We start from the raw sequence: 20,435 nt of genomic DNA on the forward strand, positions 1-20,435 counted from the left end.
GCCGCCGCCGTCAGCCTCGCCGCGGCGGTGCCGGAGCCGTCATCCGTGCCGCCGAGGAGATCGTCGAGCGGGCCTCGCGTTCGGTGAGCCCCGTGCGGACGGCGGCCTCCACGAGAGGGTCGGTCAGCTCGGCACCGATGCCGTTCTCGTACGCGCGGCAGGCGGCCCAGAACAGGCGGGTGTTGCGCTGGCCCTCGTGGGCGGCGAGCACGAACTGGACGAGCCCCTGGCCCTGCCTGCCGGTCGCCGGGGGCGCGGGAGGGTGCCTCCGGGGTGGGGGTGTGAGCAGGCGCAGGAGCTCGCTCGGGCAGGACGCGGGCGCCAGCCGGGCGGTGCCCGGCGCGGTGCTGTAGACGCCGTGGTCGGTGCGTGAGCCGGGGCCGACGAGGTAGCCGCCGGCGCCGCGGATGTCGATGCCCGGGGCCAGACGGCCGGCGGAGTTGGGGACGACGAGGTCGGGCGGTCCGCTCAGCCAGAGGTGACGACCGCCGCTGGGGGTCAGGACGACGACGGTCTCCGGGATCGTGAAGAGGTGGCGCAGGGCCAGTTCACGCAGGGCGGCCGACGAGTCCGTGCCGGATTTGGTGTCCAGGTCGATGCCGATGAGGTGGTGGGGATGCAGCCCGCAGGCTATGCCGTAGCCGGTGGCCCAGGGGGCGGCGGCGAACAGTTCGCGGATGCGCCGGGGATCGGTCGACGCGTCGTACACGCCATGCCCGAAGCGGCCGCATTCGCCGTGGCAGGGGGCGGGGTCGGGGTCGTCATGGTGGGGGGAGCGCAGGGCCGGGAGCTTTGTCCGGGACAGCGGGATCACCGCAAGCCCGCGCTCGGCTGCGGACAGGGCGTGGGCCAGGGCCAGGGTCGTGGCCTGCCGGTCGATGGTGGCCATGCCTCCATGTTCGTACAAGTGTTCGAAAAAAGGAAGGGCTTCCCGGACACGCGCGGGTGCGGGGTGGCCGACGGGTGTGATTGGCCGAAAACGTGCCGGAACGCTTCACCCCGTGCGGCGTCTGGGGTTGAGCGGTCGGTCACGGGCTGAGCTGGGATTTCTCGGGCGGGAAGGGGGTTTATCGACATGTCCTCACGCTTGAGGGGGAATCAGGGCTTCCGGGGTGGTTCGCCGGGTATCCCCTGGGCAACTCTGGAGTCGCGACGTCGTGCACAGCGCCGAGGCGGTCGGCCAACTGCCTTGGAACAAGCCGAATTTCACGTACATCCCGGTTCATCGCCGGTGCGTACACCCGGTTCTGGAGGAACTCACATGGCAAGCATCCGTACCGCCCGCGTTCTCGCCGCCGTCGCCGCCCTGCCTCTCGCGGCCGCCCTCTTCACGGGCGTCGCGGCAGCGGACAACGGCGCCTTCGCGGACGACGGATCGAACGCGGGGGTGGCGACCATCGGCCGCAGCGGAGTCGGTCACGACAACTTCGGCAACTCCTCCACCACCCAGCAGCAGGCGGTCGGCTCCGGGGCCTCGAACCAGAGCAATACCGCCCAGGTGAACGGCTCGGCCTTCACCGCCATCGACCAGTCCACGGCCGTCATCAACTTCACCAACCTCTGGTGAGCCGGGGGCCGATGCGCTCCCGTCGGCCCGGAACATCCAGCGTGTGGTTGTGCTCTGTGGGGTGGTAGCGCGTCTGCGCGGCGGTGCTTCGGCGCCGCCGCGCAGACGTTTTCTGCGTCTCCCGGACGTCCTGCCCCCGGCCTTGACACCCCGCAGTATCTGACGGACAGTCAGAAATCCTTGTCCGTGCGAGGCCCGGGAGGGCAGCCGCCGTGCACCTCGCCCCCACCCAGCGCCAGCAGCGGCTGCGCGCCGAACTCCGCACGTATTTCCGGGACCTGATGCCCGAAGGGCCACCGCCCGCCGACGACCCCGGACGGCAGCGGGCGCTCCTGCGCCGCATCGGCGCGGACGGACTGCTCGGGCTCGGCTGGCCGGCCGCGTACGGGGGGCAGGGGCGGGGCGCCGACGAGCAGTTCGTGTTCTTCGACGAGGCGTACCGCGCCGGCGCACCCGTGTCGATGGTCACCCTGAACACGGTCGGGCCGACGCTCATGAAGTACGGGAGCGAGGAACAGAAGGCCTACTTCCTTCCGCGCATCCTGAGCGGCGACCTCGTCTTCGCCATCGGTTACTCGGAGCCCTCGGCAGGGACGGACCTCGCCTCCCTGCGCACGCGGGCCGTGCGGGTGGACGGGGCCGGGAGCCCCGGACCGGGAGACAGCGGTGTCCGTGCGGCCGGGTCAGGCGGCGCCCACGGGCGCGGGGAGGCCGGCGGCGACTGGATCGTCGACGGACAGAAGATCTTCACCTCCAACGCCCAGAACGCCGACTGGATCTGGCTCGCCTGCCGGACCGCCCCGGACGCCCCCAAGCACCAGGGCATCTCGATCCTCCTCGTGCCGACGGACGCGCCCGGCTTCTCCTGGACCCCGATCGAGACGGTGGGCGGACAGACGACCACCGCCACGTACTACGACGGCATCCGCGTGCCCGCCGCGAACCTCGTCGGCGAGGAGAACGGCGGCTGGGCGCTGATCACCAGCCAGCTCAACCACGAACGCGTCGCGCTCGCCGCGATCGGGATGCAGGCCGAGGACTTCTACACGGCGGCGCTGGAGGCGGCGCGTACACCCGATCCGGTGAGCGGTCGGCGCCGGATTGACGAGCCGTGGGTGCGGTCGAGGCTGGCCGAGGTGCATGCCCGGCTGGCGGCGACACGCCTGCTCAACTGGCGTTTGGTGGGGGATGTCGGGGCGGGCGGACCGGCCCCCGGCGACGCCAGCGGCGTGAAGGTGATGGGAACCGAATCCGCGGTGGCGGTGTACCGAATGTGTCAGGAGATCGTCGGAGAGCGAGCGCTCGTGCGCTCCGGCTCGCCAGGGGCCTTCGAGGGCGGCGGGCTGGAGCGGATGAACAGGGCGGCGCAGATCAACACGTTCGGGGGCGGGGTGAGCGAGGTGCAGCGGGAGATCGTGGCGACGATGCGGCTCGGGATGAAGAGGGGGCGGCGGTGAGCGGGGAGCAGGGGAAGGGGGCCGAGTCGCAGACGTCGGACCGGTCGGACGGTCCGGAGGCCGTCGTACGGGGTCGGTCGGATGGTCCGGAGGCCGTCGTACGGGCTCGATCGGGCGGTCCGGAGGCCGTTGCACGGGGTCGGTCGGATGGTCCGGAGGCCGTTGCACGGGGTCGGTCGGATGGTCCGGAGGCCGTCGCGTCGGACCGGGCGGGCGATCCGGTGCCGGCCGTCCCGGAGCGTGCGGACGGCCCGGACGAACTGTACGGGCGGCTCAAGGCGTACGAGGGCCGGGTGGCCGCCGTCGCGGCCGTCGGCAAGGACCGGGTCAACGAGGCGATGATCCGGCACTGGTGCGAGGCGATGGGCGACACCAACCCGGCGTACGAAGGGCCGGACGCCGTCGCGCCGCCCACCATGCTCCAGGCGTGGACGATGGGCGGCCTGTCCGGGCACACGGGCCGCTCGGAAGCGTTCGACGAGCTGCTCGGACTGCTCGACGACGCCGGGTACACCTCGGTGGTCGCCACCGACTGCGAGCAGGAGTACCTGCGTCCGCTGCGCCCCGGGGACGAGATCACCTTCGACGCGGTGATCGAGTCGGTCTCCGAGCGCAAGACGACCAGGCTGGGGACGGGCCACTTCGTCACGACCCGGATGGATGTGAGGGCGGGAGCCGACGCGGCCGGGACACACCGGTTCCGCATCCTGAAGTACGCGCCCGCCCGCCGCACACCGAAGGGCAGGCGCCCCCGACCGGTGGTGAACCGGGACAACGCCGGGTTCTGGGAGGGCGTCGGGCGCCACCGCCTGCTGATCCAGCGGTGCACGGTCTGTCGCGCGCTGCGCTTCCCCTGGCTGCCGGGATGCAACGCGTGCGGCTGCCCGGAGTGGGACACGGTCGAGGCGAGCGGCGAGGGGACCGTCTATTCGTACGTCGTCATGCACCATCCGCCCTTCCCGGCCTTCGACCCTCCCTATGCGGTCGGCCTGATCGAGCTCGCCGAGGGAGTACGGATCGTCAGCAATGTGGTGGGCGTGCCGCACGACCGGGTGCGGATCGGAATGCCCGTGCGGCTCGAGTTCCAGCGCTGTGACGAGGAGCTGGAGCTGCCGGTCTTCCGGGCCGGCGCGGTCGACGGCGCCGCGGCCGGCGACGGAGCGGCCCGTGGCGCCGCGACCGCGGGCGGGGGGCACTGACATGGACTTCGCCCCCACCGAGGAGCAGACGGCCGCACGTGACCTGGCCTCCCGGATCTTCACCGACCTGTCCACCCCCGACCGGCTCGCCGCGGCCGGGACCGGAAGCGATCCCGAACTGTGGAAGGAGCTGTGCGCGGCCGGACTCGTGGCGGCCGTCGGGGACACGGGGCTGCTCGGCCTGGTGCTCCTGCTGGAGGAGCAAGGACGCACCACGGCCCAGGTGCCGTTCGCGGCGAGCTGTGTCCACGGGCTCCTCGCGGTCACGGCGCACGGTTCGACGGAGCAGCGCGACCGTCTGCTGCCGGCCGTCGCCGACGGGACGGTGGTGGTGACCGGCGCGCTCTTCGGGCCCTCGGCCGTGCGGGAGACCACGGGGCGGCTGACCGGGGTCGTCCCGGTCGTGCCCTGGCTGCGGGACGCCACCCATGTCCTGGTCGCCGACGACCGGCGCCGGCTGTGGCTGGTGCGCACCGCGGACGCCCGGTGCAGCCCCGTGGAGCTGACGGCGCCCTGGTCGGCGGGGCGGCTGACCCTGGACGGCACCCCGGGCGAGCGACTGGGCGGCGAGGGCGCGTACGACGACGTGCTCGCCACCGCCCGCACCGCCTTCGCCGGGCTGCAGGCCGGAGTCTGCGCGGGGTCGCTGGCGCGTGCCGTGGAGCACACCAACGCGCGCGAGCAGTTCGGCCGCCCGCTCGCCGCCAGGCAGGGAGTGCAACTCCGCGCGGCCGACGCCCACATGGACACCGAGGCGATACGGGTGACGGCGTACGAGGCGGCCTGGCGACGGGACGCGGGGCTGGCGTACGCCACGCACGCCCTGACCGCCGCCTGGTGGGCGTCCGAGGCGGGCCACCGGGTCGTGCACACGGGCCAGCATCTGCACGGCGGGGCGGGGGCCGACGTGGAGCACCCCGTGCACCGGCACTTCCTGTGGGGGCGCCAGCTGGACGCATACATGGGATGTGGCGGCGAAGTGCTCCAGGAACTGGGCGAGTTGATCGCCGCCGAGGGAGAGCAGGCCGCGCGGGTCGTGGGAGCGGCGGAGGGAGAGGGATGAGGAGCGGCGACCGACTGCCACCGTTGGAGATCGACATCACGCGCACGCTGATCGTCGCGGGCGCCATCGCGTCCCGCGACTACCAGGACGTGCACCACGACGCGGAGCTCGCGCGGGCGAAGGGCTCGCCGGACATCTTCATGAACATCCTGACGACCAACGGCCTGGTCGGACGGTACGTCACGGATCACTTCGGCCCGTCCGCCGTTCTGCGCAAGGTGGTCATACGGCTCGGCGCACCCAACTACCCCGGGGACACCATGGTGCTGACCGGCACGGTCGAGGAGGTGGACGGCGACACCGCCACGGTCAAGGTCGTCGGAGCCAACGGCATCGGGAAGCACGTCACCGGCACGGTGACCGTGACGCTCCCCGAGACCGGTCGGCCGGGCACCGGCACCGACCTGGGTACCGGCACCGCCCCGGGCGCCGGCATCGGTCCGGGTCCCGGCACCGCCTCGGGCGCCGGATCCGGCCCGGACGTCGGCCCCGGCTCCGGCCCGGACGTCGGCCCCGGATCCGCCGGTGCCCGGCTCGCCGAGGGAGGCGTGTCGTGAGCGTGCGCGGACGGGACGATCTCGGCGGCCGGGCGGCGATCGTCGGGATCGGGGCCACCGAGTTCTCCAAGGACTCAGGACGCAGTGAGCTGAGGCTCGCGGTGGAGGCGGTGCGGGCCGCGCTGGACGACGCCGGGCTGACGCCCGGCGACGTGGACGGCCTGGTCACGTTCACCATGGACACCAGCCCGGAGATCACCGTCGCCCAGGCGGCCGGGATGGGAGAGCTGTCCTTCTTCTCGCGGATCCACTACGGGGGCGGGGCGGCCTGCGCGACCGTCCAGCAGGCGGCGCTCGCCGTGGCGTCCGGGGTGGCCGAGGTGGTGGTCTGCTACCGGGCGTTCAACGAGCGGTCAGGCAGGCGGTTCGGGTCCGGGGTGCAGCAGCGGGAGCCCTCCGCGGAGGGGGCCGCGCTGGGATGGTCCCTCCCGTTCGGACTGCTCACGCCCGCCTCCTGGGTGGCGATGGCGGCCCAGCGGTACCTGCACGCGTACGGGCTGACGCCCGAGGCGTTCGGACATGTCGCCGTGATGGACCGCAAGTACGCGGCGACGAACCCCGCGGCGTACTTCCACGGCAGACCGATCACCCTCGCCGAGCACGCGGCCTCGCGGTGGATCGTCGAGCCGCTGCGACTGCTGGACTGCTGTCAGGAGACGGACGGCGGCCAGGCGCTGGTGATCACCTCCGTGGAGCGGGCCCGTGACCTGCCACGTCCCCCGGCGGTGGTCTCGGCCGCCGCCCAGGGCGCGGGCCGGGCCCAGGAGCAGATGACCAGCTTCTACCGGGACGACCTGACGGGGCTGCCGGAGATGGGCGTGGTGGCCCGGCAGCTGTGGCGGACGGCCGGGCTGAATCCCGCGGACATCGACGTGGGCATCCTGTACGACCACTTCACGCCGTTCGTGCTGATGCAGCTGGAGGAGTTCGGGTTCTGCAAGCCGGGTGAGGCGGCGGATCTCGTCGCCGAGGAGCGGATCCCGCTGAACACGCACGGGGGGCAGCTCGGGGAGGCGTATCTGCACGGGATGAACGGAGTGGCGGAGGCGGTCCGGCAGGTGCGGGGCACGTCGGTGAATCAGATACCGGGGGCGGGCCGTGTCCTGGTCACCGCCGGGACCGGGGTTCCGACCTCGGGGCTGATCCTGAGTACGGACACCTGAGAGGTGTGCCGGGGCACGCCCCGAGGTGGGCGTGCGGCGGCGCGGGGCGGTGCCGGGGGACACCTCCGCGTCGGGGCGGGTCCGCTCCAGGACTCGGGGCGGGTCGGCTCCGAGGCAGGCCGGGGCCCGGAGCAGGGCGGCGCCGGGGGCGGGTGCTCCGGGGGCAGGCCGGGGGTTCGGCGCGGGGTGAAGCGGGGGCAGGCCGGGGGTTCGGTGCGGGGTGAAGCCGGGGCAGGCTCCGGTCCCGGTGCGAGGTGACATCGGGGCAGGTCCGGGGCGCGGCGCACGGCTCACGGGCGCCGGCGCGCACCGCGCTCCCCTACTGCGGACGGAGTCGTCCCTCAGGGATGAACCCTCAGGGGGCGTGCCTGCTCGTCCACCTTCAGGAGGTGAGGTCAGCACCACTCCTACAACCTGAGGCGGACACGGCTTCGGGACCTGCGGCCGATCCGCGGGAGTAGGGGGCGAACCTAGCGTGGAGCCATGACCACACCCGTCTGCACCAGCGCTTCGGACGCCGCCACACCGGCGAGGCAGACCCGTCCGTACGCGCCGTACCCGTCGTTCGCGTCGTACGTGAAGGCCCGCCAGCCGGTGCTGCTGCGTACCGCCCGCTCGCTGACCGCGAACCCGAGCGACGCGGAGGACCTGCTGCAGACCGCCCTGACGAAGACGTACGTCGCCTGGGACCGGATCGAGGACCACCGGGCGCTGGACGGCTATGTGCGGCGCGCGTTGCTGAACACGCGGACGTCGCAGTGGCGCAAGCGCAAGGTCGACGAGTTCGCCTGCGACGAACTGCCGGAGCCTGAGGCGCTGCCCACGGGGGACCCGGCCGAACAGCAGGCGCTGCACGACGCGATGTGGCGGGCGATCACCAAGCTGCCGGCGCGGCAGCGGGCGATGGTCGTCCTGCGGTACTACGAGGACCTGAGCGAGGCCCAGACGGCGGAGGTGCTCGGGGTCTCCGTCGGGACGGTCAAGTCGGCGGTGTCGCGTGCGCTGGGCAAGCTCCGTGAGGACCCCGAGCTCAGCCCGGTGCGCTGAGAGGAGGCGCGCGCGACCGACGAGTGACGTGTGCTGAGAGGAGGCGCGCGACCAACGAGTGACGTGCGCTGAGAGGCGCGCGCGACCGACGAGTGACGTGCGCTGAGAGGGAGCGTGCGACCAATACGTGACGCGATCGATCGCCCGGACCTAGTGACATACCGCGCGGTATGTGCGCAGAATCAGCGCAACCCTTACTGCCGCGTAGGCAATGTCGCCCCCGGGAGGACGCCGTGCTGAGCACGATGCAGGACGTACCGCTGACCGTGACCCGCATTCTCGTGCACGGAGTACTCGTGCACGGGACGTCGCAGATCACGACCTGGACGGGGGAGGGCGAACCTCAGCGGCGCAGTTTCCGTGAGGCCGGTACGCGTGCCGTCCAGCTCGCCAACGCCCTGCGTGACGACCTCGGTGTGACGGGCGACGAGCGGGTCGCGACGCTGATGTGGAACAACGCCGAGCACGTCGAGGCGTACTTCGCGATCCCCTCCATGGGCGCGGTCCTGCACACGCTGAATCTCCGCCTTCCCGCCGATCAGCTCGTCTTCATCGTCAATCACGCCGCCGACCGCGTGGTCATCGTCAACGGCTCGCTGCTTCCGCTCCTCGCCCCGCTCCTCCCCCACCTGCCGACCGTCGAGCACGTGGTCGTCTCGGGCCCCGGTGACCGCTCGCTGCTCGACGGCGCGAACGTGCGGGTTCACGAGTACGAGGAACTGATCGCCGGGAAGCCGACCACGTACGACTGGCCGGAGATCGACGAGCGGCAGGCCGCGGCGATGTGTTACACCTCCGGCACCACCGGGGACCCGAAGGGCGTCGTCTACTCCCACCGTTCGATCTACCTGCACTCCATGCAGGTCAACATGGCCCAGTCGATGGGGCTGACCGACCGCGACACCTCGCTCGTCGTGGTCCCGCAGTTCCACGTCAACGCCTGGGGTCTGCCGCACGCCACGTTCATGACCGGCATCAACATGCTGATGCCGGACCGCTTCCTCCAGCCGGGGCCGCTCGCCGAGATGATCGAGAGCGAGAAGCCGACGCACGCGGCGGCCGTCCCCACCATCTGGCAGGGCCTGCTCACGGAACTGCGGGCCAAGCCCCGCGACGTCTCCTCGCTCACCCAGGTCACGATCGGCGGCTCGGCCTGCCCGCCCTCCCTCATGGAGGCCTTCGACGACCTCGGCATGCGGGTCTGCCACGCCTGGGGCATGACCGAGACCTCACCGCTCGGCACGATCGCCCGGCCCCCGGCCCACGCCGTGGGCACGGACGAGGAGTTCGGCTACCGGCTCACCCAGGGCCGCTTCCCCGCCAGTGTCGAGGCCCGCCTCACCGGTCCCGGCGGCGAGCGGCTCCCCTGGGACGGCGAGTCGGCCGGCGAGCTGGAGGTGCGGGGCCCCTGGATCGCGGGCGCGTACTACGGCGGACAGGGCGCCGAACCGCTGCGTCCCGCCGACAAGTTCAGCGAGGACGGGTGGCTCAAGACCGGTGACGTCGGCACGATCAGCGCGGACGGCTTCCTGACCCTCACCGACCGGGCAAAGGACGTCATCAAGTCGGGCGGCGAGTGGATCTCCTCGGTGGACCTGGAGAACGCCCTCATGTCCCACCCGGACGTCGCCGAGGCCGCCGTCGTCGCCGTTCCCGACGAGAAGTGGGGCGAGCGACCGCTGGCCACCGTCGTCATGAAGGCGGGTTCGACCGCCGACTTCGAGACCCTGCGCGGCTTCCTCGCCGAGGAGGGGAAGATCGCCAAGTGGCAGCTCCCGGAGCGCTGGACGATCATCGAGTCGGTCCCGAAGACCAGCGTCGGCAAGTTCGACAAGAAGGTGCTCCGCAGGCAGTACGCGGAGGGTGAGCTGGACGTGACCAAGCTCTGACACACACGACACGGGCCGGGCCGGGAGTCACGACTCCCGGCCCGGCCCGCGTCGTGTCCCGGCCTGCGTATGCCCTGGTCGGCCCGGCGGCCCGTCGGTGCGGGCCGCCGGACGGTCAGTTGGTGCCGATCTTCGCGAGGAGGTCGACGATCCGGTCCTGCACCTCCGCGCTCGTCGAGCGCTCGGCGAGGAACAGCACCGTCTCGCCCGCGGCCAGGCGCGGCAGTTCGGCCTGGTCGAAGGCGGCGGTGTAGACGACGAGCGGAGTGCGGTTCAACTGGCCGTTGGCGCGCAGCCAGTCGATGATCCCGGCGCGTCGCCGCTGCACCTGCATCAGGTCCATCACCACGAGGTTCGGCCGCATCTGCGAGGCCAGCGTGACGGCGTCCGCGTCCGTCGACGCCCGGGCGACCTGCATGCCGCGCCGCTCCAGCGTCGCGGTCAGCGCCAGCGCTATCTCCGCGTGCTCCTCGATCAGCAGCACGCGCGGCGGGTGCTGATCGGAGTCCCGGGGCGCCAACGCCTTGAGGAGCACGGCGGGATCGGCGCCGTAGGCCGCCTCGCGCGTCGCCTGGCCGAGCCCGGCCGTCACGAGGACGGGCACCTCGGCGGCGACGGCCGCCTGACGCAGCGACTGCAACGCCGTCCGCGTGATCGGTCCGGTCAGCGGGTCCACGAAGAGCGCGGCCGGGAAGGCGGCGATCTGCGCGTCGACCTCCTCGCGGGAGTGCACGACGACGGGCCGGTAGCCACGGTCGCTCAGCGCCTGCTGGGTGGTGACGTCGGGTGCGGGCCACACGAGCAGCCGGCGCGGGTTGTCCAGCGGCTCCGGGGGCAGTTCGTCGTCCATCGGCCGCGGCTGCGGCGGGTCGGCGATCTCGACCGCACCGCCCGGGCCGTCGAGCGGCTCGGGGCCCTCGTCGGCGTTCTCGTCCGGTGCTCCTATGGCGTACGACCGTCCGGCACCTTCGGTGGCTCCGGGCCGCCGGGACCCCGGGGCCGCCGGGCCCTGGCCGCCCTGTGGGTGCGGTCGTGCGCCCGTCTCGGGACGCTCCGCGGCGGGCTCGGGCGGTGTGCCGAGCTTGCGGCGGCGGCCCGAGCCGTTGGTCTGGTGCGGGGGCGGCGTGGCCGTCTGGGACGGCGCCGGCGCCTGGGGGCCCGGCCGGCTCGGCGCGGGCTGCCGGGTGAACGGGACGCCCTGACCGAGCGTGCGCACGCTTATGGCGCGGCCCTGCGTCGAGTTGGGGTCGACCGGTGCCGCGGCCTCGGCGGGCAGCGGCTGGGCGGCGCGCGGCTGGACCGGGCGCTCAGGGGGCAGCGGGGTGCCCGCGGCGGGGGTCGCACGGGCCGCGTCCGGCGCGGGGAGCGCCTCATGCGCGGGCTGCACCGGGGTGCCGCCGGCCGGAGTGCCCGTGGCGTCGTCGGCGTGCGCGTCGGGCCACGCCTGCGGGGCGGCGCCCGGCACCGTCGTGGCGGGCTGCGGCCGGGCTGCGGTGCCCGCGGCGGGGGTGGCCTGGGCGGCAGCGGTCTGCGGCAGCTGTGCGGGAACCGGCTGCCCGGCGGCGTCGGCAGCCACCGCCCCGGGAACCCCCTGCGGGGGAACACCGGGCACCGGCACGGTCTGCCCGGGAGCCACCTGGGCCGGACCTCCCTGCGCGGGAACGCCCTGCGCCGGGGTCCCCGTCGGCTCCGGCCGGTCCGCGGACGGACGGGCCCGCCGCCGGCCCGTGGGCGTGGAGACGGGGTGCGGCTGCGGCGGTGTGTGATCGTCGGCCGGGTCGTGCGCCATCACGTCATGACGGCCGTCGTCGGACTGTGCGTGACCGGCGGCGACGCTCGCGGCGTACTGCGCCTGCGCCTGGGCCTCGGCCTGGACGTACTCGGGGGAGCGGTCCGCCTCCGCGGGCGGCAGCGCGAACACCGTACGGGCGCCCGCGTCCTGCGTGGCGGCACGCTCGGCCGCGGCCGCCAGCGCACGACGGCGCCGCCCGGTCGGCTGCTCCGCGTCCGCGTCCGCGGCCGTGGCGGCCGACTCCTGCGGGGCCGCAGCGTCGGGCGCGCTCGGTGCCGCGGGCAACGCCGCGGGAAGCGCGTGCTGTTCGCCGTCCCGGCGCGCGCGCCGCCCCGAGGGCACGGGCACACCCTGCGGAGGCACCGTCCCGCCCAGGCCCGTGCCCGCGGCGGCGGTCCCCGCCGCGTGCTCGGCCGCGGTGACGACCGCGCCCTCCGAGACGTCGTCCGTGGCGCCCGTGCCCTCGGCGGGACTCGGCCGGCCGCGTCGCCGCCCGGTACCGCCGGAATCGGCCGCACCGGCGTCACCGGGACCCTCGACCGCCGTCCCCTGCGCGGGAACGGACACCTCGCCGGCCTCCTGCTCCTCGGCCGCACGCCGGCGGCGACGACCGGTGGGCGCGGAATCGCCGGCCTCGGCCGCGGGTGCGGACCCCGCCGCCACCTCGCTCTCCAGGAAGGCGTCCACGGAGGACCGCCGGGCCCGCCGCCTGCCGCCGCCCTGGGGCGCGGCCTGCTCGGGAATGGCGACCTCGGCGCCGGGCGCGTCCGCGGCCCGCCCGGCCGGAACCGCCCCCGCGCCACCGCCGATCGGCACCTCCAGGACGAACGCGCTGCCGCTCATCCCCGGCACCTCGTGCGTCTGGAGCACGCCACCGTGCGCGCGGACGATGCCGCGGACGATCGGCTCGTGCACCGGGTCTCCCCCGGCGTACGGGCCGCGCACCTCGATGCGGACGACCTCACCGCGCTGCGCCGCCGCGACCACGACGGTGTTGTCCATGTAACCGCCCGCCGACACCGGGGCGTTGCCCGTCGCGTCGACCCCGGCCACGTCGGCGATGAGGTGCGCGAGGGCGTTCGCCAGCCGGGTCGGGTCGACCTCCGCCTCGATGGGCGGTGCGTGCACGGCGAACTGGACGCGGCCGGGCCCGATCAGGTCCACGGCGCCCTCGACCCCGGCCGCGACGACCGCGTCGAGCATCACCTTCGTACGCGTGACCTCCTCGGCCCCGGAGTCGAGCCGCTGGTAGCCGAGCACGTTGTCGACGAGCGTCGTGATCCGCGAGTAGCCCGCGGCGAGGTGGTGCAGGACCTGGTTGGCCTCCGGCCACAGTTGGCCGGCGTCGTCGGCGGCGAGCTTGGACAGTTCGCCGCGCAGCTGGTCCAGGGGGCCGCGCAGGGACTGGCCGAGCACGGCGAGCAGCTGCTCGTGGCGGGCGGCCAGCGCCTCGTACCGGTCCTTCTCGCGCTCGCCGAGCGCGGCGTAGCGCTCGTCGCCCGCGGCCAGTTCCTCCGCGTGCCGCTCCTGCTGCTCGGCCAGCTCGGCGGCGTGCTGCTCGCGCAGCGCCCCGAGCTCCTCGGCGTGCTCCTCGGCACGCTGTCCGAGCTCCTCGGCGTGCCGGGTGGCCTCGGCGTCCTTCTCCTCGGCGAGCGTGTCGTACGGCCGCCGGTCGGTGAAGGTCATGACGGCGCCGACGAGCTGGTCGCCGTCGCGCACCGGAGCGGTCGTCAGGTCGACGGGCACCTTGTCCCCGGACTTCGACCACAGCACCTGCCCGCGCACCCGGTGCTTGCGCCCGGAGCGCAGGGTGTCGGCGAGCGGGGACTCCTCGTACGGGAAGCTCTCGCCGTCGGCGCGCGAGTGCAGGATGAGGTCGTGCAGGTCCTGGCCGCCGAGGTCGCTGGCCCGGTAGCCGAGGATCTGGGCGGCGGCCGGGTTGACGAGGACGACGCGGCCCTCGGTGTCGGTGCCGACCACGCCCTCGGCCGCGGCCCGCAGGATCATCTCGGTCTGCCGTTGCGAACGCGCGAGTTCGGCCTCGGTGTCGACCGTGCCGGACAGATCGCGGACCACCAGCATGAGCAGCTCGTCGGCGGTGTAGCCGTAGCTGTCGTAGGCCTGCTGGCCGTTCTCCAGATTCGCACTGGTGACTTCGACCGGGAACTCGCTCCCGTCGGTCCGCCGCGCGATCATCCTGGTCGGCTTGGTCCGCCCGCTCTGGTCGATGGTGTCGGGCCGCCGCATCGAGCCGGGGATCAGCCGGGAGTCGAACTGCGGCAGCAGGTCGAGCAGTCCGCGGCCCACCAGAGCCGTGCCCGGGGCCTCGAAGGCCTCCAGGGCGATGGTGTTGGCGTTGACGACGGTCCCGTTCGCGTTGACCAGCACCAACGCATCGGGCAGCGCGTCCAGTATGGCTGCGAGGCGAGCAGCGCCTCGGGATGGCCTGCTGCTCACGAGACGCTTCCTCCCTGTTACCGCACCTTGCCGACCGCGGATGCCATCTTGCCAACCGGCCCGCAGCGTGTCACGCGAGGGAGTCTACGGGCAGTGGTTGCGCTCGCGACGCCGGATGAGAGGGAGGTCGCACGCAGAACAGACGCAGAAGAGACGTAGAACCTGTGACCACGCATTTCGTCCCACTCCACCGGCGCTCCCGGGCCGGTGCCAGGTCCGGTCGTCCCTCGCCCGCCCGGACCGGCCGTGGGTCCGGCGGACGCCGGACCGGGGTTCCGGCTAGGGCCCCAGGCTGGGCAGCAGCGGTACGAGACCGTCCCAGCGCGCGATCTCGCAGCCGTCCGTGCGGTCGAAGCGCGCGTCCACGGGGCGCCCGGCCCAGGTTCCGGTGACGTGCGCGGTGGCGGGACCGCCGTACAGCATCGTGCACATCGTCCCGGGCGGCACGGGGGCGAAGGGGTCCTTGCCCCACGTGGTGTTCCGGTCCAGCTCGGCGCAGGCCTCGGCCGCGTCCGGATGACTGCCGCCGCTGGGGTGGCACCGCAGTTCGTACGTCCCGTCCGCGTCGCCGCCGGCGCCGTGGACGGTCACGGTCAGCCGGTCCCCGGAGTCCTCGTCCCGGGCGGGCGGGGGCATGAGGACCGGCCGCGCGTGGACCGGTGTGCCGTGTGAGACCGGGCCGGGCGCGGACGCGACGGCCGGTACGGCGGACACCGCGGGCACGGCCGGTACGGCGGCGGAGGCGGCCGGAGCGGTGGAGAGCGCGGCGGCGGACGCCGCGGCGGTGAGAACGATTCGGTGGAGCATGCCCTGTCTAACGCCGGGCGCCCCGCACGGTTGCGCGCCGATCCGGTCATGCGGCCGCCCGTCGCCCGGCCGGGTGTCCGCGGCCGGCCCCGCCGGGTGTCCGTTCCCGGCCCCCGCCCGGTTCTTCGCCGCGACACCCGTGTCCACCTCATACGGGCTTTGCTCTGCGGCCTGCCTGCCTAGTACCGTGGGGGGCGATTGGTGACACCGCGCTCGACTGTGTCATCATCTGCACGCACCACTCGCGCTCGCGCGGGAGGCTGTGCGGGAGGCGTCGCCTAGTCCGGTCTATGGCGCCGCACTGCTAATGCGGTTTGGGCCTTAAAGCCCATCGAGGGTTCAAATCCCTCCGCCTCCGCCTCAAGATCCGAAGCCCCGGTCCAGTTGGACCGGGGCTTCGGCGTTCATGCGCCCCCGACCATGGCCCCGGCGTGCCGGCGAAACGGTCCGGAATGGCGTTTGCCCAGCTCACAAGGGGTGCGGCAAACGGATTTCACATGGCGGCGGCAGTCATGTAATGTTCTTCCTGTCGCCGCGAGCGGGCCGAAAGGCCGGGGAGCGGAGGCGAAAGCACAACAGAACAAGCACTCGTAGCTTAACGGATAGAGCATCTGACTACGGATCAGAAGGTTGCAGGTTCGAATCCTGCCGAGTGCACATGGACAAGAGGCCCCGGAGAGATCCGGGGCCTCTTGCGTTTCGGTGATCCGCTGCGCGGCGGACCGGCTGGAAAGCGCGCGGACCGGCGGGAGAGCACGGCGGGAACCGCCGAGACCGCGGCACCCGGAATACGGAGCGCGGGTGCGGACCCCTGGAAGTGCCGGTGCGCCCGGGTCCCCGGACCGGTGACGCCGAGCCGTGGAGGCCGGGCCGCACTGCTCGTAGGCTGAAGTCATGACGAGGCTGATCGTCGCGGCGGGAGGTGGGGGTGACGCCGTCGCCGCCGCGATGCTCGACGGCGCTCTGCACAGCGACGGGGACCGGACGGTGATCCTCACGTACGCCTGGGACCGCCTGCTGAGCGACGCGGTGCCGGGCCCCCGCGGGCCGGACCGCTTCACCGGCCTCGAACGGCTCACCCCGGCGGTCCGCACCGTGCCGGGCGGGGCCCGCCCGATCGCCCCGGCGGGTTCCACGCTGCCGCGCCTGGCGGCCGCGCTCCCGCAGACGTTCGCGCTGATCGACCCGGACCACGGCGCCGAGGGCATCACCCGCCAAGTCGAAGAGCTGATCAGCCATTTGGAGCCGGACTCGATCGATCTTCTGGACGTCGGCGGGGACATCCTCGCCCGCGGCGACGAGCCGACGCTGCAGAGTCCCCTCGCGGACGCGCTGACCCTCGCGGCGTGCTGCCAGGTGAACGCGCCCGTACGGCTCCTGGTGGCGGGCCCCGGGCTGGACGGCGAACTCCCGCCCGACGAGCTGCGCGACCTGCTCGGCCCTGTCGTCCACACCTTCACGGCCGAGGACGTCGAGGCGGTCGGCACGGTCCTGGAATGGCATCCCTCCGAAGGAGCCGCGATGCTCGCGGCGACCGCCCGCGGAGTGCGCGGCGTCTGTGAGGCGGCGGGCGCCGGGCGCGCCGTGCCGCTCACCGACGAGGGCCCGACGGTCCACGAGGCCGACCTGGACGCCGCGCTCGCCCGCAGCCGGCTGGGCAGCGCGATCATGGAGACGGAGACCCTGTGCGAGGTCGAGGCGAGCAGCCGGGAGATCTGCGGCTTCTCGGAGATCGACCGTGAGCGGGAGAACGCCGCACGGCTCGGCGAGGAGCTGGCGGCGGAGCTCGATGCGCGCGTCCTGCTCGACCGGCTGGACCGGTTCGAGGCGCAGGCGCGTGACCGGGGGGTCACGCACGCGACGTTCGGCCGTCTCGCCGAGGTGCTGGGCCTCGGCGGAGGGCGGCACGACGAGCTCCGGCGGCTCCTGGCCGAGGAGCGGCCCGGGCGGTACGGACCGCCGCTGTGGCCGCTGTCGTCGTAGAGGCCGTCAGCCGTTCGGCTCGCGCAGCTCTTCCAGGTAGTCGCTCATCAGCTCGCCGGTGCGGGTGAACAGGTCGTCGAGCAGGGACAGTTCGTCGGGGGTGTACTCGGCGAGGAGCGCGTTGAGGCGGGTGTAGTACGGCTCGTAGAGCGCCGTGACGCGGGCGACGGCGTCGGGCTGTGCGGCGATGCGGACGCGGCGGCGGTCGGCGGGGTCGGGGCGGCGGGCGACGTAGCCGGCGCGTTCGAGGCGGTTGAGGATGCCGGTGACGGCGCCGGTGGTGACATGGGCGCGCTCCGCGAGGTCGCCCGCCGTGAGCAGGTCGTCGCCCGCCTCCAGGACGAACGCGAAGCACGTGAGGTCGGTGACGTTCAGGTTCAGCCGCTGGGCCATCTCCTGCTGGCCGAACATGCTCGTCGCGATCAGGTGGTCCATCGCGGAGAGGGTCCGGGCCGGTGTCGTGGGCGGGCGCGGCGTGCCCTGAGCCATCGATATTCCCTTACATCGTGAGAGGTTTAGGCGCTAAATTGCTTAGGTAGTGAGGTAGGTGTGAGTTTAGTCGTCACGGCGTGAGGGGTTGCGGATGAGCCAGTGGGACGAGGGGCACACGCTCGCGGGATGGACCGGGTTCGCCATCGCCACCGTGGGTGCGACGGGCAGCGGGCTGGGCCTCTGCACCGGCAGCGCCCTGGGGCTGTGGGGCGGGCTGGGCGTCGTACTGATCGGCGTGCTGACCACGTGGGCGCTGCATCTGACCGGCTGGGGCAAGCCGCCCGGCCGTCGGCCCGTCGACGAGTGGGGCTGGCGGGTCCGGGACCTCGGCGCGCGGGACGGGCACCCCGGGTGTCTCGGCTGCCGGCTGGCCGGACGGGGGCGGCCCGCCGGGGTCCCCGCGCGGGTGAGCGGCGACGCGGACCGCGACGGCACGGGCACGGGTGAGGCCGTGACCGAGTCCGCTCTCTGACGGGCGGGCCGGGGCCGGTGTCAGTGGCGGCCTCTACTGTCGTTCGTGTGCGGCGGGTGTGGAGATGTTCTGGTCTGCGGTGGTCGGCGGACGGGCCCGTGCTGATGTGGGGCGGCGGGCAGGGGAGCCCGCTGGTCCGTGGTCGGCGGGTGGCGTTCGCCGTGCCGGACGGTGCCACGCGCACCTGCGTGGGGGCCCGGGGCCACGCGTGCCCGGTGCGGGCGGTCGTGCCGGGGCGGAGCACGGGCGCCCGGTGCGAGGAGTGCGCCCGGCTGGAGCGGTCGCACTCCGTGGCCGCGGACACGATGGCCGACGACCCGCGGCCGTACCACGTGTATCTGGCGTGGTTCGGCCCCGGACTCGTCAAGGTGGGGATCACCAGGGTCGAGCGGGGCACCGCGCGCCTCCTGGAGCAGGGCGCCGTCACGTTCGGATGGCTGGGTCAGGGACCCTTGATGGCCGCACGCCGCTCGGAGGAGCTGCTGCGGGCAGCGCTCAAGGTGCCCGACCGGATTCCGTATGCCGAGAAGCGGGCGGTGCGGTCGGCGCTGCCTGGGCCCGAGGAGCGGGTGGCCGAGATCCGCGAGCTGCACGAGCGGGCGGGGCGGCTCGACGCCTGGCCCGAGTCGCTCCGGCGCCTGCCGTTCGAGCCCGTCGACCACACCGGCGTGTTCGGGCTCGCGGGGCTGCCGTCGGCGCAAGCCGTCGTGAGCGGGCTGGTCGCCGGGGGCGTGGTGGGCGGTGAGCTGCTCGCCGCCGCCGGACCCGATCTGCATCTCGCGACGGAGCGCGGGGTCGCCGTGCTGGACACCCGGCTCATGACCGGCTGGGAACTGACCGCCGCGGCTGACGGGGAGACGGGACTGCGCTTCCCCGTGCGGGAGTTGAAGGACGACGGGGTGCAGGACGGCCTGTTCTGACGAGCGGCGGAGCGGAGCCGGCCAGGGGCGGCGGGGCCGACGAGGGACGCAGCCGGAGCCGACGAGCGGCGGAGCGGGAGCCCAGGAGCGGAGCGGGATCCCAGAGGGGGTGGGACTCGGGCGGATCCGGCAGGGGCGGGACGGACGGGGGCGGACCGGGCGGGGGGAATGGTCAAGACTTCGATCCCTTTCGGATCCCGTACGGAAAGGCGCTGGACGGAGCCGGGCGCCCGACCCGAGAGTGGCGACATGAGCGATCACTTCGTTGCGCCTGTCGCCGCATATGAACCTCCCTACTACGCCGTCGTGTTCACCTCCGTGCGCACGGAGGACAACGACGGTTACGACGAGACCGGTGAGCGGCTGAGCGAGCTGGTGAAGGAGATCCCGGGCTTCCTCGGGGAGGACGTCGCCCGCACACCCGGCGGACTCGGGGTCACCGTCGCCTACTTCCGCGACGAGGCGGCCATCGACGCGTGGCGGAACCACATGGAGCACCGGGCGGCGAAGAAGCGCGGCCGCGACCACTGGTACACGCGCTACACCCTGCACATCGCCAAGGTCGAGCACAGCCACGGGTTCGAGCGTGCCGGGCGGTAGCGGGCGGCAGACCGGCGACGGCACACCGGGCGACGGCACGGCCGGCGTCGGCGGACTTTTGGCAGGCGGCCCCGGCGACGGCGTCCCGGCCGACGCCGCCGACGTCACACGGTTCTGGCGGCGCCTCGGCCTGCCCGGCCTCGTCGACGTGCACACCCACTTCATGCCCGACCGCGTGCTGCGCAAGGTGTGGGACTACTTCGACGGACTCGGCCCGCTGACCGGCGGCGTCGAATGGCCGATCACCTATCGCGCGGACGAGGACGAACGGCTCGCGGTGATCCGGGCGTTCGGAGTGCGGGCCTTCACGGCCATGCTCTACCCGCACAAGCCCGGCATGGCCGAATGGCTGAACTCCTGGGCCGTCGGCTTCGCCCGCCGCACCCCCGACTGCCTGCACACGGCGACCCTGTTCCCCGAGCCGGGCGTGGAGAGGTACGTAGGGGAGGCGCTGGACGCGGGCGCACGGGTCTTCAAGGCACACGTGCAGGTCGGGGCGTACGACCCGGGCGACCCGCTCCTCGACCCGGCGTGGGGCGCACTGGCCGAGGCGGGCGTGCCCGTCGTGATGCACTGCGGGTCCGGGCCCTCGCCCGGCAAGCACACCGGCCCCGGTCCGATCGCTCACGTCCTGGCGCGTCATCCGCGACTGCGGCTCGTCGTCGCGCACATGGGCATGCCGGAGTACGAGGACTTCCTCGACCTGGCCGAGCGGTACGAGGAGGTGCGGCTCGACACGACCATGGCGTTCACCGACTTCGCCGAACGGCTCGCACCCTTCCCGGACCGGGCACGCGACCGCCTCGCCGGCCTCGGCGACAGGGTGCTGCTGGGCAGCGACTTCCCCAACATCCCTTATCCGTACGCCCATCAGCTGCACGCCCTGGAACGGCTCGGACTGGGCGACGCGTGGCTGCGCGCGGTCTGCTGGGAGAACGGCGCACGCCTCTTCGCGATCGACCCGTGAACG

At 73.4% G+C, this 20,435-nt stretch carries 16 protein-coding genes, 2 tRNA genes and 1 pseudogene; 15 read left to right on the top strand and 4 right to left on the bottom strand.

The features are described from left to right. Positions 1-10 precede the first annotated feature (10 nt). Positions 11-889 carry a bifunctional DNA primase/polymerase gene (locus tag ABEB03_RS02550; protein WP_345640414.1) on the bottom strand — a complete coding sequence of 293 codons (879 nt, stop codon included), beginning with the start codon at positions 887-889 and terminating at the stop codon, positions 11-13. A gap of 372 nt (positions 890-1,261) precedes the next feature. On the opposite strand from ABEB03_RS02550, the gene ABEB03_RS02555 reads away from it, so the two are divergent. The 8 genes and pseudogenes from ABEB03_RS02555 to ABEB03_RS02590 all read left to right on the top strand — a co-directional run bounded on the left by ABEB03_RS02555 (position 1,262) and on the right by ABEB03_RS02590 (position 9,942). Next, positions 1,262-1,567 (top strand): hypothetical protein, encoded by a 306-nt coding sequence (locus ABEB03_RS02555; protein WP_345640417.1) that lies wholly within the window; start codon positions 1,262-1,264, stop codon positions 1,565-1,567. A 212-nt stretch (positions 1,568-1,779) separates the two neighbouring features. After that, positions 1,780-3,024, top strand: coding sequence for an acyl-CoA dehydrogenase family protein (locus tag ABEB03_RS02560; protein ID WP_345640420.1), 1,245 nt, complete (start codon positions 1,780-1,782; stop codon positions 3,022-3,024). Positions 3,025-3,245: 221 nt separating this feature from the next. Further along, a complete protein-coding gene (locus tag ABEB03_RS02565; protein ID WP_345640423.1) occupies positions 3,246-4,223 on the top strand; it encodes a bifunctional MaoC family dehydratase N-terminal/OB-fold nucleic acid binding domain-containing protein in 978 nt (325 codons plus the stop codon). Between the two features lies 1 nt (position 4,224). Next, complete coding sequence (locus tag ABEB03_RS02570) at positions 4,225-5,286, top strand: acyl-CoA dehydrogenase family protein (RefSeq protein WP_345640426.1); 1,062 nt, start codon at positions 4,225-4,227, stop codon at positions 5,284-5,286. Further along, positions 5,283-5,660 (top strand): annotated as a pseudogene (locus tag ABEB03_RS02575) (MaoC family dehydratase); the annotation flags it as partial. The gene ABEB03_RS02570 and the pseudogene ABEB03_RS02575, both read left to right, overlap by 4 nt. Positions 5,661-5,839: 179 nt before the next feature. Further along, complete coding sequence (locus tag ABEB03_RS02580) at positions 5,840-7,006, top strand: lipid-transfer protein (protein WP_345640430.1); 1,167 nt, start codon at positions 5,840-5,842, stop codon at positions 7,004-7,006. A gap of 483 nt (positions 7,007-7,489) precedes the next feature. Beyond that, on the top strand, positions 7,490-8,053 hold the full coding sequence (locus tag ABEB03_RS02585) for a SigE family RNA polymerase sigma factor (RefSeq protein ID WP_345640433.1): 564 nt from the start codon (positions 7,490-7,492) through the stop codon (positions 8,051-8,053). Between the two features lie 233 nt (positions 8,054-8,286). Continuing rightward, positions 8,287-9,942, top strand: a complete 1,656-nt coding sequence (locus tag ABEB03_RS02590) for a long-chain fatty acid--CoA ligase (RefSeq protein WP_345640437.1) — start codon at positions 8,287-8,289, stop codon at positions 9,940-9,942. Between the two features lie 115 nt (positions 9,943-10,057). On the opposite strand, the gene ABEB03_RS02595 is transcribed toward ABEB03_RS02590, so the two are convergent. Both ABEB03_RS02595 and ABEB03_RS02600 read right to left on the bottom strand, forming a co-directional pair. Further along, a complete protein-coding gene (locus ABEB03_RS02595) occupies positions 10,058-14,191 on the bottom strand; it encodes a hybrid sensor histidine kinase/response regulator (protein WP_345640441.1) in 4,134 nt (1,377 codons plus the stop codon). Positions 14,192-14,470: 279 nt separating this feature from the next. Continuing rightward, positions 14,471-14,998: an SSI family serine proteinase inhibitor gene (locus ABEB03_RS02600; RefSeq protein WP_345640444.1), complete on the bottom strand. Its 528-nt coding sequence runs from the start codon at positions 14,996-14,998 to the stop codon at positions 14,471-14,473. Between the two features lie 267 nt (positions 14,999-15,265). Between ABEB03_RS02600 and ABEB03_RS02605 the strand changes: the two genes are divergently transcribed. From ABEB03_RS02605 to ABEB03_RS02615, 3 genes are all read left to right on the top strand, one after another. Continuing rightward, positions 15,266-15,356: transfer RNA gene (locus tag ABEB03_RS02605), tRNA-Ser, on the top strand. 226 nt (positions 15,357-15,582) lie between these two features. After that, positions 15,583-15,655, top strand: a tRNA-Arg gene (locus ABEB03_RS02610). Between the two features lie 237 nt (positions 15,656-15,892). Continuing rightward, positions 15,893-16,981, top strand: a complete 1,089-nt coding sequence (locus ABEB03_RS02615) for a DUF1152 domain-containing protein (protein WP_345640447.1) — start codon at positions 15,893-15,895, stop codon at positions 16,979-16,981. 6 nt (positions 16,982-16,987) lie between these two features. On the opposite strand, the gene ABEB03_RS02620 is transcribed toward ABEB03_RS02615, so the two are convergent. Continuing rightward, entirely contained in the window at positions 16,988-17,470 is a 483-nt protein-coding gene (locus tag ABEB03_RS02620; protein ID WP_345640450.1) for a MarR family winged helix-turn-helix transcriptional regulator, read from the bottom strand. A gap of 94 nt (positions 17,471-17,564) precedes the next feature. Here ABEB03_RS02620 and ABEB03_RS02625 point away from each other — a divergent pair, with 94 nt between their 5' ends. The 4 genes from ABEB03_RS02625 (at position 17,565) to ABEB03_RS02640 (ending at position 20,432) form a co-directional block, all read left to right on the top strand. Beyond that, positions 17,565-17,945: an HGxxPAAW family protein gene (locus ABEB03_RS02625; RefSeq protein WP_425589164.1), complete on the top strand. Its 381-nt coding sequence runs from the start codon at positions 17,565-17,567 to the stop codon at positions 17,943-17,945. Positions 17,946-17,992: 47 nt separating this feature from the next. Further along, positions 17,993-18,865, top strand: coding sequence for a DUF2797 domain-containing protein (locus tag ABEB03_RS02630; protein ID WP_345640455.1), 873 nt, complete (start codon positions 17,993-17,995; stop codon positions 18,863-18,865). 249 nt (positions 18,866-19,114) lie between these two features. Further along, complete coding sequence (locus tag ABEB03_RS02635) at positions 19,115-19,465, top strand: antibiotic biosynthesis monooxygenase family protein (protein WP_345640458.1); 351 nt, start codon at positions 19,115-19,117, stop codon at positions 19,463-19,465. Positions 19,466-19,523: 58 nt separating this feature from the next. Next, complete coding sequence (locus ABEB03_RS02640; RefSeq protein ID WP_345640619.1) at positions 19,524-20,432, top strand: amidohydrolase family protein; 909 nt, start codon at positions 19,524-19,526, stop codon at positions 20,430-20,432. Positions 20,433-20,435 lie beyond the last annotated feature (3 nt).

The organism is Streptomyces siamensis (assembly GCF_039543605.1).
Classification (GTDB): Bacteria; Actinomycetota; Actinomycetes; order Streptomycetales; family Streptomycetaceae; genus Streptomyces; species Streptomyces siamensis.

Excerpts from the sequence above, each read along its gene's own strand:
- ABEB03_RS02625 (WP_425589164.1), top strand. The coding sequence starts at position 17,565 with ATGAGCCAGTGGGACGAGGGGCACACGCTCGCGGGATGGACCGGGTTC.
- ABEB03_RS02620 (WP_345640450.1), bottom strand. The coding sequence starts at position 17,470 with ATGGCTCAGGGCACGCCGCGCCCGCCCACGACACCGGCCCGGACCCTC.
- ABEB03_RS02550 (WP_345640414.1), bottom strand. The coding sequence starts at position 889 with ATGGCCACCATCGACCGGCAGGCCACGACCCTGGCCCTGGCCCACGCC.
- ABEB03_RS02600 (WP_345640444.1), bottom strand. The coding sequence starts at position 14,998 with ATGCTCCACCGAATCGTTCTCACCGCCGCGGCGTCCGCCGCCGCGCTC.
- ABEB03_RS02585 (WP_345640433.1), top strand. The coding sequence starts at position 7,490 with ATGACCACACCCGTCTGCACCAGCGCTTCGGACGCCGCCACACCGGCG.
- ABEB03_RS02570 (WP_345640426.1), top strand. The coding sequence starts at position 4,225 with ATGGACTTCGCCCCCACCGAGGAGCAGACGGCCGCACGTGACCTGGCC.
- ABEB03_RS02555 (WP_345640417.1), top strand. The coding sequence starts at position 1,262 with ATGGCAAGCATCCGTACCGCCCGCGTTCTCGCCGCCGTCGCCGCCCTG.
- ABEB03_RS02615 (WP_345640447.1), top strand. The coding sequence starts at position 15,893 with ATGACGAGGCTGATCGTCGCGGCGGGAGGTGGGGGTGACGCCGTCGCC.
- ABEB03_RS02635 (WP_345640458.1), top strand. The coding sequence starts at position 19,115 with ATGAGCGATCACTTCGTTGCGCCTGTCGCCGCATATGAACCTCCCTAC.